Raw genomic sequence first — 14,742 nt, forward strand, 5'->3', positions numbered from 1 at the left:
ATATATAGTATAGTAATAAAAATTATTATTGAGTATGAAAGGAGGCAAAAAGTAATGGAAACTATAACTAATGTAGTGTTATCAAAAGAAGTGAAAGCACATTTGCTATTTGGAAGGGTTGCTTGTAACGGGACTAGTCTGTCCTTTTTTAAGCAAACTTCATATAGCAACGGTGGCCAGAGGCTTTTTGCTTCCTTACTTTAGCAAAAAATGTTTAATACAGATTTGTGAATTTGATTAAATAAACTACGTAATGACTAGGCGCCGGCTCTGCTAGGCGTATTTTTGTGTTCCAATACCAAAATACACAGTATAGTCTCGAGTTTTTTAATAAGAGTGCTATACAATTTTTAGGCGCCGATTTGATTCGGTGCCTTTTCTTTTTTTAAAGGAAGAAAATGTAGAGTAATTTTTTAGAGTTAATCGCTTTGTTTTAATACGAATCACTCAATTAATATTTAGAAAAATACGGATATTTGACAGTCTGATAATCGGGGGATCATATAATGAAACATATAAATACGAAGACCAAATATGAAAGTATAAAGCAATTTTTAAAAGAACTAGGACAACCAAATTATAGATACAAGCAAATGACTGATGCTATTTTTAAGCAACATATTAGTGAATTTGAACAAATGACTATATTACCAAAAACAGTTCGTGAAGAATTAATAAAGGTGTTTGGGACAAATATTCTCAATATCAAGCCAGTTTTTGAACAATCATCAGAACAAGTTAGAAAAGTCCTTTTTGAAATCTCAGGTAATGATAAGGTGGAGGCAATAGGGTTGAAATATCGAGCTGGGTGGGAATCATTTTGTATTTCCTCTCAATGCGGATGTGGACTGGGCTGTCAGTTTTGTGCAACTGGGGCAATTGGGCTAAAACGAAACCTTACGGCTGATGAGATAACAGACCAACTTTTATTTTTTCACTTAAATGGTCACTCACTTGATAGTATTGCTTTTATGGGGATGGGCGAAGCACTCGCAAATAAACAGGTATTTAATGCATTAAAAACACTAACTGACTCTAGCTTGTTTGGCTTAAGTCCACGAAGATTAACAGTCTCTACAGTCGGTATTATACCTAATATTAAAAAAATGACGAGCGATTTCCCACAAGTCAACCTCACTTTCTCTTTACATTCGCCGTTTAATGAGCAAAGGAGTGAATTGATGCCTATAAACGATAAGTTTTCTCTTGATGAAGTAATGGCAACGCTAGATGAGCATATTCAAGTAACAGGTAGAAAAGTGTATATAGCGTATATAATGTTACGTGGGGTAAATGATTCTATTGATCATGCGAAGGCTGTAGCTAAATTACTTCAAAATCGAGGTCAATGGGGACACTTGTATCATGTAAACCTTATACGATATAATCCAACCGTTGATGCTCCTGAGCACTATGGTGAAACGGATGAAAAAAAAGTTCAAATGTTTTATAAAGAACTTCAATCGGCAGGCATTCATGTAACGATTAGAAGTCAATTCGGTATAGATATAGATGCGGCTTGTGGCCAATTGTACGGTCAATATGTTACGAAGAAGAGTTCTCAATTTACGTGATCTAAAGTATCTTACTACAGAAAATCTTTTTAATGGGTATTGTTCCAAATGTTGAATTTTACCTCTAATTGTCTAGTTGATGATTGTAATAAGATTAATCAATACAAAAGACTAAGTAGATTTAAACATGTGTTTAAATCTTTATTATTAAGAGAGTCCCTAGCAAGGCACAATGGAGACTGACTAGACGATTTTACTTAGATTAATAACATGGAAGGCACAAAGATATTAATATAGTTCCACTAATTGGAGTAAATCATTATCATACGATACTGTTTATTTATATTTTCTTAAAAAATAATAATGAAGTGACCCCTAAAAGTTAGACAACTATTAGGGGTCACTTCATGTTAACTAAAATAGAACAAATGGATGAATCTTATTTGTTTTATTTTTTATTAGAATATATTCTCATGTATGTTCCACAGCGCCATAACCATTCAATGGGACCATAACGAAACTTTTTTAACCACAAATTAGAGAAGACAATTTGAGTTATATATACGATTCCCTACCCATAGTGTTGTTTAACAATAACCTTTTGTTATTAAACAACAAATGCTAGAGTTAAATAAATACGATCCAGCTTCATCAGCTTTTAATCTTCAACAATCGGGCGCTTTAGTTGAATATTCGGTTTCCGAAATGATCAATCTTTATTACAAAAAGCCCTATACAGATATGAAAAATAGCCCCTATTTTGATCAATATTTGTTCAAAATAGGGGCTATGATTTTCTATAAGAATCATCATTTATAGCTGTATTTTAATCAATCTTTATTCCAATTCAACAAAATGAAGTATCTGTTCTTGGAGGGAGGGGGGCCATTCATACTTATTTAGCTTTTATATATTCCATAAATATACCTTTAATGATTATCATTTGTACATTTGGATCAAGTTCGTCTTCAAAGAAGGGAATTCTTTCAAACAGTGATAACTTTCTTGAAAACAGACCAAATGCATTAATGATGGATAATAAGACATCCTTTGCTGAGATATCTGTCCGAATTGATCCGTCCAGAATACCTTCTTCAATAATTTCAGTAAGTATGTCAGCTACTTTCTTACGAATTAAAATATATTGCTGATAATCTCCAAGCTCATCAAGTGATGTAGAGGCATAGCTCTCAAATGCCTCAAGCAGTTTTGTACAGGCTAAATTCTCTGGTTCAAGATCAGCTATAAAGTGATTGAATAACATTTCCATTTTCTCATAACAAGTAACATCCTTAGCCGCAACATCGGTAAAAAAGCGATAGTATCTCTCTAATACATTAACAGCTACTGCCACAATTAGTTTATCCTTTTTTGGAAAGTAACGAAAAAGCGTTGCAATACCTAAGTTAAGTTCATCTGCAATATCCTGCATTTTCGTCTTTTCAAAGCCCTGAATACTAAATACTTGCTCTGCGGCCTCCACTATAATCTTCATCCGCTTATTCTTTCCTTCTTGGCGCTCTTGCTCCCATCTACTTTGTGGATCCACGTTTACAACTCCTTCATCATTCCTATTCATGATGCTAACAAATTAATATTAGAGCGTCAATTTGTTCAAAGTGGGAGCGCAATCTTGTTATTTGTCATATAAAAAAATTTGGTTTATAATAAAATCACAGGAATGATAGTCAAACTATCATCACTATAGTTTGACTTCTATTATTTAAAAGGGAGAGATGATGAATGACACGATTAGCAAACAAAGTGGCAATTATTACAGGGGCTGCAAGCGGTCAAGGAGCAGAAGAAGCAAGATTATTTGCACGAGAAGGGGCAAAAGTAGTAGCAACAGACGTTCAGTTTGAACTATTAGAAAGCGTAGTAAAAGAAATAAACGAAAATGGAGGAGAAGCTATAGCTATTGCACATAATGTGACATCTGCTGATGATTGGAAAAATGTTGTGGATACAGCAGTAAAAGAGTTCGGAAAAATTGATATCCTTGTTAATAATGCAGGTATCACTGGTTTAATTACTCAGCAAATAGAGGATTTGGACGAGTCTACTTGGGATAAAATCCTTGATATCAATACTAAAGGACCATTCTTAGGCATAAAAGCTGTTCTACCTGAAATGAAAAAAGTAGGTGGAGGTAGTATTGTCAATATTTCTTCTCTAGCCGGTATCAACGGTGTTGGAAACGCTGCTTACAATAGCTCAAAAGGTGGGCTTCGACTTTTAACAAAAAATGTTGCACTCGATTACGGTAAATACAATATCCGTGTCAATTCAGTACATCCAGGCACAATTGAAACTCCGATGATTGAAATGTTTACAAATAACAAAGAAGTAAGAGAAGCGACCGTAGCTGGTATACCATTGAATGTACTTGGGCAACCATCTGATATTGCCTATGGTGTTCTCTACTTAGCTTCAGATGAATCCAAATTTGTTACTGGTATTGAATTAATTATTGACGGCGGTTCTATATTACATTAATAGAAAAAGGCGTATTCTTCATGAATATGCCTTTGCACGTTGTTGAAAAACAACCTTGTCAAAGAAATCCCTATGAATTTTCACAGGGATTTTTTGAATTATTCAAAAGAATCTTCTATTATTTGATATGTGAGATGGAGCCCAACTTGTTTTAGTGAACGGAGCTTGGCCCATTTCTTAAGGTTTTGAATGAGTACGATCATCAAAACTTGAGTTTTTACTTTGGGAATACCACGGTATCTGGCATAACAGAGACCGTGGTATTTTTTGCTATGGGCGAAGTTTAGTTCAATCGTTTGTGGTCGGACAGCCCTTAACACTTTCCCTTTCCATGATAATCTCATTTCTCTTAGGCAATCATAGGTTTTTTGATGAATGGAAATTCTTAAAACACGGTCTTTTTTGTTTAAAGCGAACGGACAGTTTTGGCAGCTTAAACCCACATATTTTGATCAATCTTTGTTCAAAACGCGTGGGTTTCTTCTATATATAATCAACCTTTTCAGACATTTTTTTCTATAATAATTATAGCTGAATTATGTACATGATTTTTATCTGTAAGCTTCCCGTAGGATATTGGGTAAGTAAAATGAGAATTGAATGTAGAACAGTTCGTAGCCCCCATTCAATCAACGCAATATTTAACAAGGCACCTCCGATTCAATGGACATATTAAATGAGGTGGTTACTTTTAAATGATGCTTGTATTGTTCCCGAAAGAGTCGGCATTTTTATTAAATTCAACTACGTTCTGAACCTTTCGTTCCAAATATTTGATTATATGTTTTAAATAACAAATGTAATTATGCAAAGGACAAGGATTTGAATACGACAGAGCCCATCCATCAAGGGATGCAGGAAAAAGCAACGGAATTTAAAAAGGGTGGTAGTCAACTGTATCAGTAATCATGACTCAACTTTCGGCTAACCCTTGGCTTACTTATTTCGATTGTGAAAAAAGAATGAGGAATGCCAAAATAATAAATAATGATTACTATATTGACTTTTCTTCGCATATCCTTATAATTGCTTATGATAATCATTTTCAACAATTTATTTGGATAGGAGAAGTATATCGTGAAAAAATTAATTGCATTTGTAGCATTAAGTGCTCTATTTTTATTAGCAGCATGTAATGATAGCAGTTCTACAACTCAAAAAAATTCAGAAGGAAAAAAAGATAGCTCTCAGGAAGAGTCAAAGGAAGTAAATTTATATACAAGCCGTCATTATGATGTTGATGATACATTATATAAAGAATTTGAAAAAGAAACTGGTATTAAAGTAAATGTCATTAAAGGTGAACCAGATGAACTACTAGAGCGCATTAAGCGTGAAGGTAATGCATCAAAGGCAGATTTATTTTTAACATCTGATGCAGCCCGCCTATTCCGTGCCAAAGAAGACGGACTTTTACAAGCTGTTTCGAGTGACACATTAGATAAGCAAGTACCGGGAAATTTCCAAGATACAGATCAAATGTGGTACGGTTTAACAAAGCGAGCTCGTGTTATCGTTTACAATAAAGAAACAGTAAAACCAGAAGAACTTTCAACTTACGAAGCTTTAACAGAAGCACAATGGAAGAACCGTGTACTTGTTCGCAGTTCTGAAAATGTCTACAACCAATCATTACTTGCTTCAATGATCGAAATTAATGGTGAAGAAAAGGCTAAAGAGTGGGCAAATGGCCTTGTAACAAACTTCGCTCGTAATCCAGAAGGTGGGGATCGAGACCAAGCAAAAGCGATTGCTGCTGGTATTGGTGACGTTGCCATTATGAACACTTATTATTACGGACAAATGTTAAACTCTACTGACCCTGAAGAAGTGAAAGTTGCAGAAAGCTTAGGCGTATTCTTCCCTAACCAAGACACAACAGGAGCACATGTAAACATTAGTGGTGCTGGTGTAATTAAAACTTCAAAAAATAAAGATAATGCAATAAAATTATTAGAGTATTTAACTGCTCCTGAAGCACAGACTGTTTTTGCAGAGACAAACTATGAATACCCAGTAAATCCGGAAGCAACATCCTCAGAGCTACTTAAGTCATGGGGCGAATTCAAAGAGCAAGATATTCCACTTTCTACTTTAGGGGATCACAACTCAAAAGCTGTTATGATCTTCAATGAGGTAGGTTGGAAATAACAAGTAAGATTAAACCCTTGTTGCGTGTTGCAGCAAGGGCTTTCTTGCTCTATATCGAGGTGACAATTAATATGCGGAAGTTCTTTAGCAAAATGAATATCTGGTCATTTTCGGCAATAGGTATCATCCTATTTCTTGTTGGTCCCAATATTACAATTATAGAGGGGCTCTTTACGCCTGAAAATGAAAATTGGGCACATATTAAAGAATATATTTTAGCTGACTTTATACGTGCATCATTTATTCTAGTATTTTTCACAGGTATTTTAACGATTGTATTAGGTACAAGTCTTGCGTGGCTCATCGCTCAGTATGATTTTCCTTTGCGTAGCTTTTATAAATGGGCACTTATTTTACCCTTGTCTATTCCACCATTTATTGCAGCCTATACGTATCATGGCATATTGAATTATACAGGTGTTGTTCAAACAACATTACGAAACAAGCTACATGTAGAAGTTAATGCCACTTACTTTGATATTATGAACATGCCAGGTGCAATTTTTATTTATACGATGTTTTTGTTTCCCTACGTTTATACAATTGTGCGTGTATTTTTATCACAGCAGTCTGCAACTTTAATCGAAAGTGCAAGGATGCTTGGAAAAGGACCCTTCAAAATTTTCTTACAAGTAGTAGTCCCGATATCCCGAGCGGCAATTGTTGGTGGGGTGAGCTTAGTTATTTTAGAGGTATTAAATGACTATGGGGTAGTAAAATATTTCGGTATCCAAACATTTAGTACGGCTATTTTCCAAACTTGGTTTGGTTTAGGTGATATTGATACCTCTTTAAAGCTAGCTGCCTCACTTATGGGATTTGTTATTTTGATCTTAATTATCGAGAAGGTGCTACGTGGGCGAAAGCAGTTTAGCTATGCTACTACTAAAATCAGACCGTTAAAACTTGTGAAATTACGCGGTGGTAAGGCAGTATTCGCAACACTATATTGTTCAATTATTTTCAGTCTGAGTTTTTTAATCCCAGTTATTCAGCTAATAGATTGGTTTATTTTAACATTTGGTCATATCCCATTCCAAGACTTTTATATTTATGTAAAAAATTCGATCATCGTTGCAGGGGTTAGTGCAACCATTATTATTATATTTGCACTAATTATCGGGAACTTTAATCGGCTTTTTCAAGGGCGTATTACAAAAGTATTGACTCGACTATCTGTTTTAGGTTATTCGATTCCTGGGGCTGTTATAGCGGTAGCTGTTGTCACTGCTTTTATTCAACTAGACGAGTGGCTGTCACCTCTTTATTTAAAGTTAGGACTCGATTCCACACTTGTACTTAGTGTCAGCATTGTGATGCTGATTGCTGCCTATATAGTACGTTTCTTTGCAATTGGCTTTAACTCTATTGAGGCTGGCTACGAGAAAATTGGTACGAATTTCCGAGATGCTTCAAGGCTTTTAGGGACGGGCATTACAAAAACCTTTTTTAAGGTAGATGTTCCAATGATGAAAGGTGCGATTATTAGCGGCTTCATTTTAGTGTTTATTGATATTATGAAGGAAATTCCATTAACACTCATTTTACGACCATTTAATTTTGATACCCTTGCTACTAAGGCCTTTCAATATGCAAGTGATGAAAAAATCATGGAAGCCTCTCAAGCATCGTTATTCATTATTGTAATTAGTGCCATTGCAATTTTTATTTTTAATAAGCTACTGGAAAAGGAGTAAAGCTAACATGTACTTATCTATTGAAAATTTATGCTTTTCATATCCTTCAGCAAAGGAAGAGACCATCCAATCATTTACGATATCAATTGAAAAGGGCGATGTCATTTCAATTTTAGGACGAAGTGGAAGTGGTAAAAGTACGATATTGCGCATATTAGCAGGGTTAGAATATGCAAGTAAAGGCTCTTTTTGTATAAACGATGAAGTGATATTTGACAGTAAAACATTTATTCAACCAGAAAAACGTGATATTGGGATGGTGTTTCAAGATTATGCATTATTTCCACATATGACTGTCGGTAAGAATATTTTATTCGGTATTGCACATTTAGCAAAAGAAGATCGACGTAAAAGATTAAAGGAAGTGTTAGAGCTGGTGGAAATGGAGGACTATGAAAATAGGTACCCTCATCAGTTGAGTGGCGGGCAGCAGCAGCGTATTGCGATTGCAAGAGCACTTGCACCAAACCCTCGTTTACTATTATTAGACGAGCCTTTTAGTAACTTAGATACCGAGCTTCAAGTGAAAATTAGAAAAGAATTACGTGACATTTTAAAACGCGCAAATATTACATCAATTTTTGTTACGCATGATGAAGACGATGCCCACGTTATCGCTGATTTTATCGTGAAATTAAAAAACGGAAGAATCGAACAAATGGGAAATCCATGCGATATTTTAAAGGAAGAGACAAAGATCGTCTTCTCCTAGTTTGAGGGCTGTCTAAAAACCTCCATTAAAATTGAGAAGAGCAAACATTCATTTCTAAATCCTCATCACCTATTAAATGGGCGATGAGGATTTATTGTTAAAAGTTCAGAAAGATAAATGATAAATCAAGGCTTTAAAAGAGCTCCTTTTCGAAAACTGTAAATCAGGCAAAAAGCCCTTATTTTAGTTATTGACCTTCTGAAAAGCGTTATGCTAGAATCAAATCTGCAAATGATTCTCGTTATCAAGAAAAGATAATGAAAATGTGCTAATAAGTGCTGTCTCGGTGAAAAATAACAGAATGATTGAATTGGGTAATCCATAATGGTTGCGCATTTTGTCTATTAATTCTTCCAACGATATTCTAAATATTTTTCTTCGAGCTAGAGTGCTTTTTTTAGTACTTAATAAAATCGGGCTAAAGTGTGCATTATCCTCTACAAAAAAGTATAACTTCAGACAGATCTAATATGGGTTAGGTTACCGTCAGGTGCATCATCTTCAAGATGTGGTTGCTGAACCCTAGAAAATTTGTCAGATATAGAAACTATTTGAGCTAACAAGATTTTCACACAGATGCAGGAGAAACTAATTATTGAAAGGGTGTAAAAGATGAGAAATATCGAAAAATATAGAAATGCATTTATCAATGTGCTGGACTTAGAGGAAGATGAGGTATGTGAAGATTTAGCACTTGGAGTAACAAGAGAATGGGATTCAATTGGACACATGACACTCATTTCTGAGATTGAGGATGTTTTTGATGTCTCATTAGATTCTGAATTGATTACAGAGTTCGATTCTTACTTGTCAGGAATGGAGCTATTGAAACGCTTGGGAGTAGACTTTATTAATGAATAGTTTCAAAAAATTTGAGGAGTTTGGGAACCGCACTGCTGTATATGCTGAACGAGAATATTCTTACTCTGAAATGATAGAAATTGCTGACGCTATCTGTGGTAAAGTAGGTGAACGAACGCTCGTTTTTTGTTTATGTTCAAATAATAAAGAGTCTTTATTTGGTTACGTGGGCTTTATTAGAGGTGGTGTTGTACCTGTACTTTTGGATGCATCCATCCATATTGATCGGTTGCGCAGACTGATTAACCTTTATAAGCCTACATACATTTGGGCGAGTAGTGAAAATCAAGACCTTTTAAAAGTAATGGATAGTTCATTTGTGTTTGGAGATTACACATTATATAAGTGTCCGACATTTTTCCAACATGATCTTGATGAACATCTTGCGCTCCTTTTAACAACCTCAGGAAGTACAGGTAGCCCAAAATTTGTTCGCTTGAGTTATGAAAATATTTTCAAAAATGCTGAATCCATAGCGAAGTACCTTGACATCAATGCAGACGATAAACCGATAACAACACTTCCAATGAACTACTCCTATGGTCTTTCTATCATCAATAGTCATTTCATATGTGGGGCGACGATAATTGTAACGGATGCATCTATCATTAAAAAAGAGTTTTGGGACTTATGTAGAGAGCAACGAGTAACAACTTTTGGAGGAGTTCCTTTCATATATGAGATGCTTAATAGGCTGAAGTTTGAAGAGTTTAATCTTCCGAGTTTAAAAAAATTAACTCAAGCAGGTGGAAAATTAAGTTCAACTCTATCGTCCAAGTTTGCTAAAGTATGTAATCAGAAAGGAATTCAATTTTTTACCATGTACGGTCAAACTGAAGCAACGGCGCGGATGACCTATTTACCATGTGAAAAAAATCTCGATAAAGTCGGAAGTATTGGTATTGCCATTCCAGATGGAGAACTGATTCTGCAAGATGATACTGGCAACAAAATTACAGAGCCTAATGTTATTGGCGAATTGATATACAAAGGAGCAAATGTTTCTTTGGGGTATGCTGAGTCGTTTTTCGATCTTTCGAAAAAAGATGAGAACAACGGTATTTTGCAAACAGGTGATTTGGCTTACTTTGATCAGGATGGGTATTATTTTATATCTGGCCGAATCAAAAGAATGATTAAAGTCTACGGAAACCGTATCAGCCTAGATGAAGTTGAAGGACTTTTAAATGAGCATGGTCATGATTGTATCTGCGCTGGGACGGATGACCAAATGTATATTTACACATTAAAAGAAGATCGTGTTCAAATTAAAAAAATAATTAAGGAAAAATTAAACTTAAAGGGCTTTGAAATTATGAGAATTGAGGAAATCCCACGTAATCATTTTGGAAAAATCCTCTATTCTGAGTTACCTAAATATGGATAATTTATAATCACCTGAACCCGTAACAGGAAATGTGATACACGTGACAAAACCTAAAATACTGAGATCTAAAACTGAGTGTGCACCTTCCAGGTGAAACATTGAAATAAAGTGAAGCCTACATTAGTACATGGTTTATTAGTTCTTAAGCGTTTCGTCGAGACATTTCAGGGTTTCACGGAACTTGGACAACTTTAGGATTATTTTGCCTCGTTTTTTGAAAAATCTTAAGTTTATTTTTTATCAGGTGATTGGATGAGTTTTATATCTATTGAGTTTCTTCTATTTCTCGCAATAATCGTTTTTACTTATTATTTAATCCCACATCGATTGAGATGGATTCTTTTATTAGTAGCAAGTTACGTTTTTTACGCTATCTTGAGTATCCAATTTATACCGTTACTACTTGCAAGCACAGCTTTTACTTATTTTACTGGAATTATAATTGAAAAACAGCAGATAAGAAAACAGAAGAAAAAAGTCATGCTAGTTGGTATTTCCGTATTATTATTTTTTCTCGGTTGGTTTAAATATTTTAATTTTGTAAATGAATCACTTCGAGCGATTGCAAAATACATGGATTGGAATTATACCGTACCATACCAAGAAATTGTCCTGCCATTAGCCATTTCTTTTTATACATTTCAGGCAGTAAGTTATCTTGTGGATATCTACTATGGAAAGCAAAAGGCAGAAAGACATTACGGTTATTTTTCGATATATTTTGCATTTTTTCCACAGTTGGTTGCTGGGCCGATTGAACGTGCTAAGAAATTACTTCCGCAATTTAAAGTTGAACAGAAGTTTAATTATGAAAATTTAACCTATGGGATGAAGCGAATAGCTTGGGGTTTTTTTAAGAAGACATTGATTGCAGATCGACTAGCTCCAATTGTATCAAGTGTTTTCGATAATCCTAACCCGACTGGTTCACAAATTGTACTAGCTACTATTCTGTTCTCGATACAATTGTTCGCTGATTTTTCAGCATGCAGTGACATTGCCATCGGTTGTGCAAGAATGCTGGGGATAAATTTGACGGAAAACTTTAAGCAACCGCACTTTGCTGTTTCGATATCAGATTTTTGGAGTAGATGGCATATAACGCTTTCTACATGGCTCAGGGACTATATCTTTGTCCCGTTATGTAAGGGTAAAAAGAAGAGAAGTGAAATTTATTTAGCAATTGTAATTACTTTTTTAGTAAGCGGCATTTGGCACGGAGCCGCTTGGACTTTTGTTTTATGGGGTCTAATTCATGGGTTTTATCGGGTGTTTGGAGATTATACAAAACATTTTCGTGGGAAAATGGCTTCCTTTATTCATTTGGATAGAAGTCCAGTGCTGCATAAATGGATGAAAATTGCTATAACTTTCCTGCTAGTTTGCTTTTCTAGAGTTTTTTTTCGATCGGATTCCGTTACACATGCATTTGAAAATGCACAGCTTTTCTTAACAATTAACTCCTGGAGACCATCGGGAATTGTTAAAGCATTTGAAATATTTTCGCTACTAGATTTAGTAATTTTCATTTTCTTCTTTATTATTGTACAAATATTTCAGTATATCGAAAGAAAAAATGTTTCAACATGGGAATGGCTATCGCAACGCTCGATATTCGCTAGATTTGCATTTTACATTTTTATCATTGTTTCAGTCCTTATATTCGGTGTTTCGGGTGAGGGGTTTGTCTATGGTGGATTTTAATCTAAATGCAAATTATATAGTAATTTTGGTTCCGGTTTATTCGTGAGCCATTCAGTAATTTTAGTAAAAGAAGCACTGTTTTGAAAGGATTTGCTATGGGACGTTTATTCATTAAGTTAACAATTATCATTCCTGTTGTTTTACTACTGTTTATGCCAGTAAATAACTTTGTAAAGAATTCTCATGATTACAACATAAACCATGCAATACTGGCGTTTAAGAAACACCCATATCCAGTTGATATCATCAATCTAGGCGCATCTCATTCAATGTATGGTTATTATTTTAAGCCTACTGGTTTGTCCCATCTGGACTTAGCACTTCCTGCTCAGACGATTCAGTACGACTATAAATTGTTGAGAGAGTATGGCAAGTATCTTAAACCTGATGGTGTAGTCCTCGTTTCAATCTCTCAAATTACTTTCGCAAATTCTGAGACCAATCACGTAGGAAATTATTATGAAGTTTTGGATCGTACCGAAATTGAACCGTTTAATTTAATTGATTATTACAGTTACATGTACTTACCTGGGACAAATAGTGGTAGTTTTAATTCTGCGCTTTCGGGTAAATTGAAAAGCTTTAAATGGGATTCTCATCAACCTTGGGCAAATAACGGTAAAAACTATTCGGAAAGAAAGTATGCGAAAGTAGAAGAACAATATAGAGAAGCGGTTGAAAACGATAACATTGAACGAAATGTGAAGCAGTTAAGCGAAATTGTAGATTATTGTAGCGAGAAAGGCTACCAAGTAATATTAACGATGGAGCCAGTACATCAGTCTTATCAAGAATATTTCAATGAAGAAGTAATGAATAGACTTGTTTTTCAGTACTTAAACGCTCTTGAATTAGATGTCCCTTTTTTAAATTATATGAGTGATCAAAGATTCGAGGACAACAGAGGTTATTTTATCGATCCAGATCATTTAAACAGAGAGGGAAGAAAAAAGTTTTCTTGGATAGTTTACGAGGACCTCAAGAAATTGGGCTATTTATGAGTGATTTATATTACTAGTATTGTGATTAACTTATTTAAATGCGGAAGATTTATTTTCTATTGATGCCCATTTAAACAGGGTGTACCAAAGTTTGTGCTATCATCTCCTGGAAGACAAGAATTGTATTTCAATTCTTGTCTTCCAGGAGATTTTTTAATGTCTACAACGCACTTTTTGGTCCGTTTTTTGGACCAAAGGCGAAAGCGTTTACTAAGGAACTTTTAGCAGATCAGGATATGGTTTATTTAGAGTTTGATGTATCATATCGTGCTCCTGTCGCTTCGCTTTCGTCGCAGTATTTAAAGCCAGCCTATACGGTGCTGACTTTAAATGTGCTGAAGGCAACATTCCTTTAGCACATTTTTGGTTTTGAATATTTTCCCTTAGAGTAAGCATATATTATGAACTGTTAAGAACAACTGATAGACAATTGCAATTTCGGGGAGGAATTTCGTCATGGCAAAATGGACAGTGGATTTATCGCATTCTAGTATAGACTTTCAAGTGAAGCATATGATGGTTACAAAGGTTAAAGGCACATTTGATTCTTTTAGCGCCAATGTAGTAGCTGAGAGTTTAGAAGATTTAACAGACGCATCAATTTCTTTTGACATTGATGCCGCAATGATTAATACAAAAAATGTAGAACGTGATAATCATTTAAAATCGGGGGATTTCTTTGATGTAGATAATTTCCCTTCGATTAAATTTCAATCGACTCATATTACAAAATCAGATGAGGATTATAACCTTACTGGTGATTTAACGATTAAAGACGTGAAAAAGCCTGTAACATTTAAAGTGAGGTACAACGGTAAAGGTACAAATCCTTGGGGCGTTGATGTGTACGGCTTTGAAGGGAAAACGAAAATCAATCGAGAAGAGTTCGGTTTAACATGGAATGCCACACTTGAAACGGGTGGCGTATTAGTTGGGAAGGAAATAAAAATTTCCGTTGCAATTGAAGTAAATAAAGCATAAAGGTTACAAGGCATGCGAGTTATTGGCGTATGCCTTTTAAGCGTTCAGTTATTAAGCTTGCTAATCATGCGTATCGTGATGCAAGATATCAGCCATTTGAAGAAATAATATTGCATCAAGTATTTTAAAAAGCTGTAGGGAATCGTTGACTGGCGAATCCCTACAGCTTTTGCCCCTAAAAGCCCGATTGGTGAAGGGTAATGTTCTGTGGGGGATGAGGAAACCCTATAGAGCA

Annotated in this window: 13 protein-coding genes; 10 read left to right on the plus strand and 3 right to left on the minus strand. The window is 35.0% G+C overall.

Annotation, left to right across the window (positions count from 1 at the left end; all coding sequences use genetic code 11):
• The first annotated feature begins 515 nt into the window (after positions 1 to 515).
• A complete protein-coding gene (locus O7776_RS03565) occupies positions 516 to 1,574 on the plus strand; it encodes a Cfr family 23S rRNA (adenine(2503)-C(8))-methyltransferase (RefSeq protein ID WP_274310438.1) in 1,059 nt (352 codons plus the stop codon).
• A 388-nt stretch (positions 1,575 to 1,962) separates the two neighbouring features.
• On the opposite strand, the gene O7776_RS03570 is transcribed toward O7776_RS03565, so the two are convergent.
• Together O7776_RS03570 and O7776_RS03575 are read right to left on the minus strand one after the other, a co-directional pair.
• Complete coding sequence (locus O7776_RS03570; protein ID WP_337999463.1) at positions 1,963 to 2,082, minus strand: DUF418 domain-containing protein; 120 nt, start codon at positions 2,080 to 2,082, stop codon at positions 1,963 to 1,965.
• Positions 2,083 to 2,409: 327 nt separating this feature from the next.
• The gene (locus O7776_RS03575) at positions 2,410 to 3,063 is read right to left on the minus strand and encodes a TetR/AcrR family transcriptional regulator (RefSeq protein ID WP_274309277.1); all 654 of its coding nucleotides are present in this window, start codon (positions 3,061 to 3,063) and stop codon (positions 2,410 to 2,412) included.
• A gap of 194 nt (positions 3,064 to 3,257) precedes the next feature.
• Between O7776_RS03575 and O7776_RS03580 the strand changes: the two genes are divergently transcribed.
• Entirely contained in the window at positions 3,258 to 4,013 is a 756-nt protein-coding gene (locus O7776_RS03580; protein ID WP_274309278.1) for an SDR family NAD(P)-dependent oxidoreductase, read from the plus strand.
• Positions 4,014 to 4,111: 98 nt separating this feature from the next.
• Here O7776_RS03580 and O7776_RS03585 read toward each other — a convergent pair whose 3' ends face one another.
• Positions 4,112 to 4,456, minus strand: coding sequence for a transposase (locus tag O7776_RS03585; protein ID WP_274309279.1), 345 nt, complete (start codon positions 4,454 to 4,456; stop codon positions 4,112 to 4,114).
• 634 nt (positions 4,457 to 5,090) lie between these two features.
• On the opposite strand from O7776_RS03585, the gene O7776_RS03590 reads away from it, so the two are divergent.
• The 8 genes from O7776_RS03590 to O7776_RS03625 all read left to right on the plus strand — a co-directional run bounded on the left by O7776_RS03590 (position 5,091) and on the right by O7776_RS03625 (position 14,507).
• The gene (locus O7776_RS03590; RefSeq protein WP_274309280.1) at positions 5,091 to 6,164 is read left to right on the plus strand and encodes a Fe(3+) ABC transporter substrate-binding protein; all 1,074 of its coding nucleotides are present in this window, start codon (positions 5,091 to 5,093) and stop codon (positions 6,162 to 6,164) included.
• Between the two features lie 92 nt (positions 6,165 to 6,256).
• Complete coding sequence (locus O7776_RS03595) at positions 6,257 to 7,861, plus strand: ABC transporter permease (RefSeq protein ID WP_420802147.1); 1,605 nt, start codon at positions 6,257 to 6,259, stop codon at positions 7,859 to 7,861.
• A 7-nt stretch (positions 7,862 to 7,868) separates the two neighbouring features.
• Entirely contained in the window at positions 7,869 to 8,573 is a 705-nt protein-coding gene (locus tag O7776_RS03600) for an ABC transporter ATP-binding protein (protein ID WP_274309282.1), read from the plus strand.
• Positions 8,574 to 9,185: 612 nt separating this feature from the next.
• Entirely contained in the window at positions 9,186 to 9,434 is a 249-nt protein-coding gene (locus O7776_RS03605; RefSeq protein WP_241367757.1) for an acyl carrier protein, read from the plus strand.
• Positions 9,427 to 10,821: an AMP-binding protein gene (locus O7776_RS03610; RefSeq protein ID WP_274309283.1), complete on the plus strand. Its 1,395-nt coding sequence runs from the start codon at positions 9,427 to 9,429 to the stop codon at positions 10,819 to 10,821. The genes O7776_RS03605 and O7776_RS03610 overlap by 8 nt, the downstream gene beginning before the upstream one ends.
• 252 nt (positions 10,822 to 11,073) lie before the next feature.
• Entirely contained in the window at positions 11,074 to 12,525 is a 1,452-nt protein-coding gene (locus tag O7776_RS03615) for an MBOAT family O-acyltransferase (RefSeq protein WP_274309284.1), read from the plus strand.
• Between the two features lie 95 nt (positions 12,526 to 12,620).
• Positions 12,621 to 13,526: a hypothetical protein gene (locus O7776_RS03620; protein WP_274309285.1), complete on the plus strand. Its 906-nt coding sequence runs from the start codon at positions 12,621 to 12,623 to the stop codon at positions 13,524 to 13,526.
• 456 nt (positions 13,527 to 13,982) lie between these two features.
• A complete protein-coding gene (locus tag O7776_RS03625) occupies positions 13,983 to 14,507 on the plus strand; it encodes a YceI family protein (RefSeq protein ID WP_274309286.1) in 525 nt (174 codons plus the stop codon).
• Positions 14,508 to 14,742: the final 235 nt, after the last annotated feature.

Source organism: Solibacillus daqui (assembly GCF_028747805.1).
GTDB lineage: Bacteria > Bacillota > Bacilli > Bacillales_A > Planococcaceae > Solibacillus > Solibacillus daqui.

What these genes read in the sequence shown, in the direction of transcription:
- O7776_RS03580 (WP_274309278.1), top strand. Translation starts at nt 3,258, where the DNA reads ATGACACGATTAGCAAACAAAGTGGCAATTATTACAGGGGCTGCAAGC.
- O7776_RS03595 (WP_420802147.1), top strand. Translation starts at nt 6,257, where the DNA reads ATGAATATCTGGTCATTTTCGGCAATAGGTATCATCCTATTTCTTGTT.
- O7776_RS03600 (WP_274309282.1), top strand. Translation starts at nt 7,869, where the DNA reads ATGTACTTATCTATTGAAAATTTATGCTTTTCATATCCTTCAGCAAAG.
- O7776_RS03605 (WP_241367757.1), top strand. Translation starts at nt 9,186, where the DNA reads ATGAGAAATATCGAAAAATATAGAAATGCATTTATCAATGTGCTGGAC.
- O7776_RS03610 (WP_274309283.1), top strand. Translation starts at nt 9,427, where the DNA reads ATGAATAGTTTCAAAAAATTTGAGGAGTTTGGGAACCGCACTGCTGTA.
- O7776_RS03615 (WP_274309284.1), top strand. Translation starts at nt 11,074, where the DNA reads ATGAGTTTTATATCTATTGAGTTTCTTCTATTTCTCGCAATAATCGTT.
- O7776_RS03620 (WP_274309285.1), top strand. Translation starts at nt 12,621, where the DNA reads ATGGGACGTTTATTCATTAAGTTAACAATTATCATTCCTGTTGTTTTA.
- O7776_RS03625 (WP_274309286.1), top strand. Translation starts at nt 13,983, where the DNA reads ATGGCAAAATGGACAGTGGATTTATCGCATTCTAGTATAGACTTTCAA.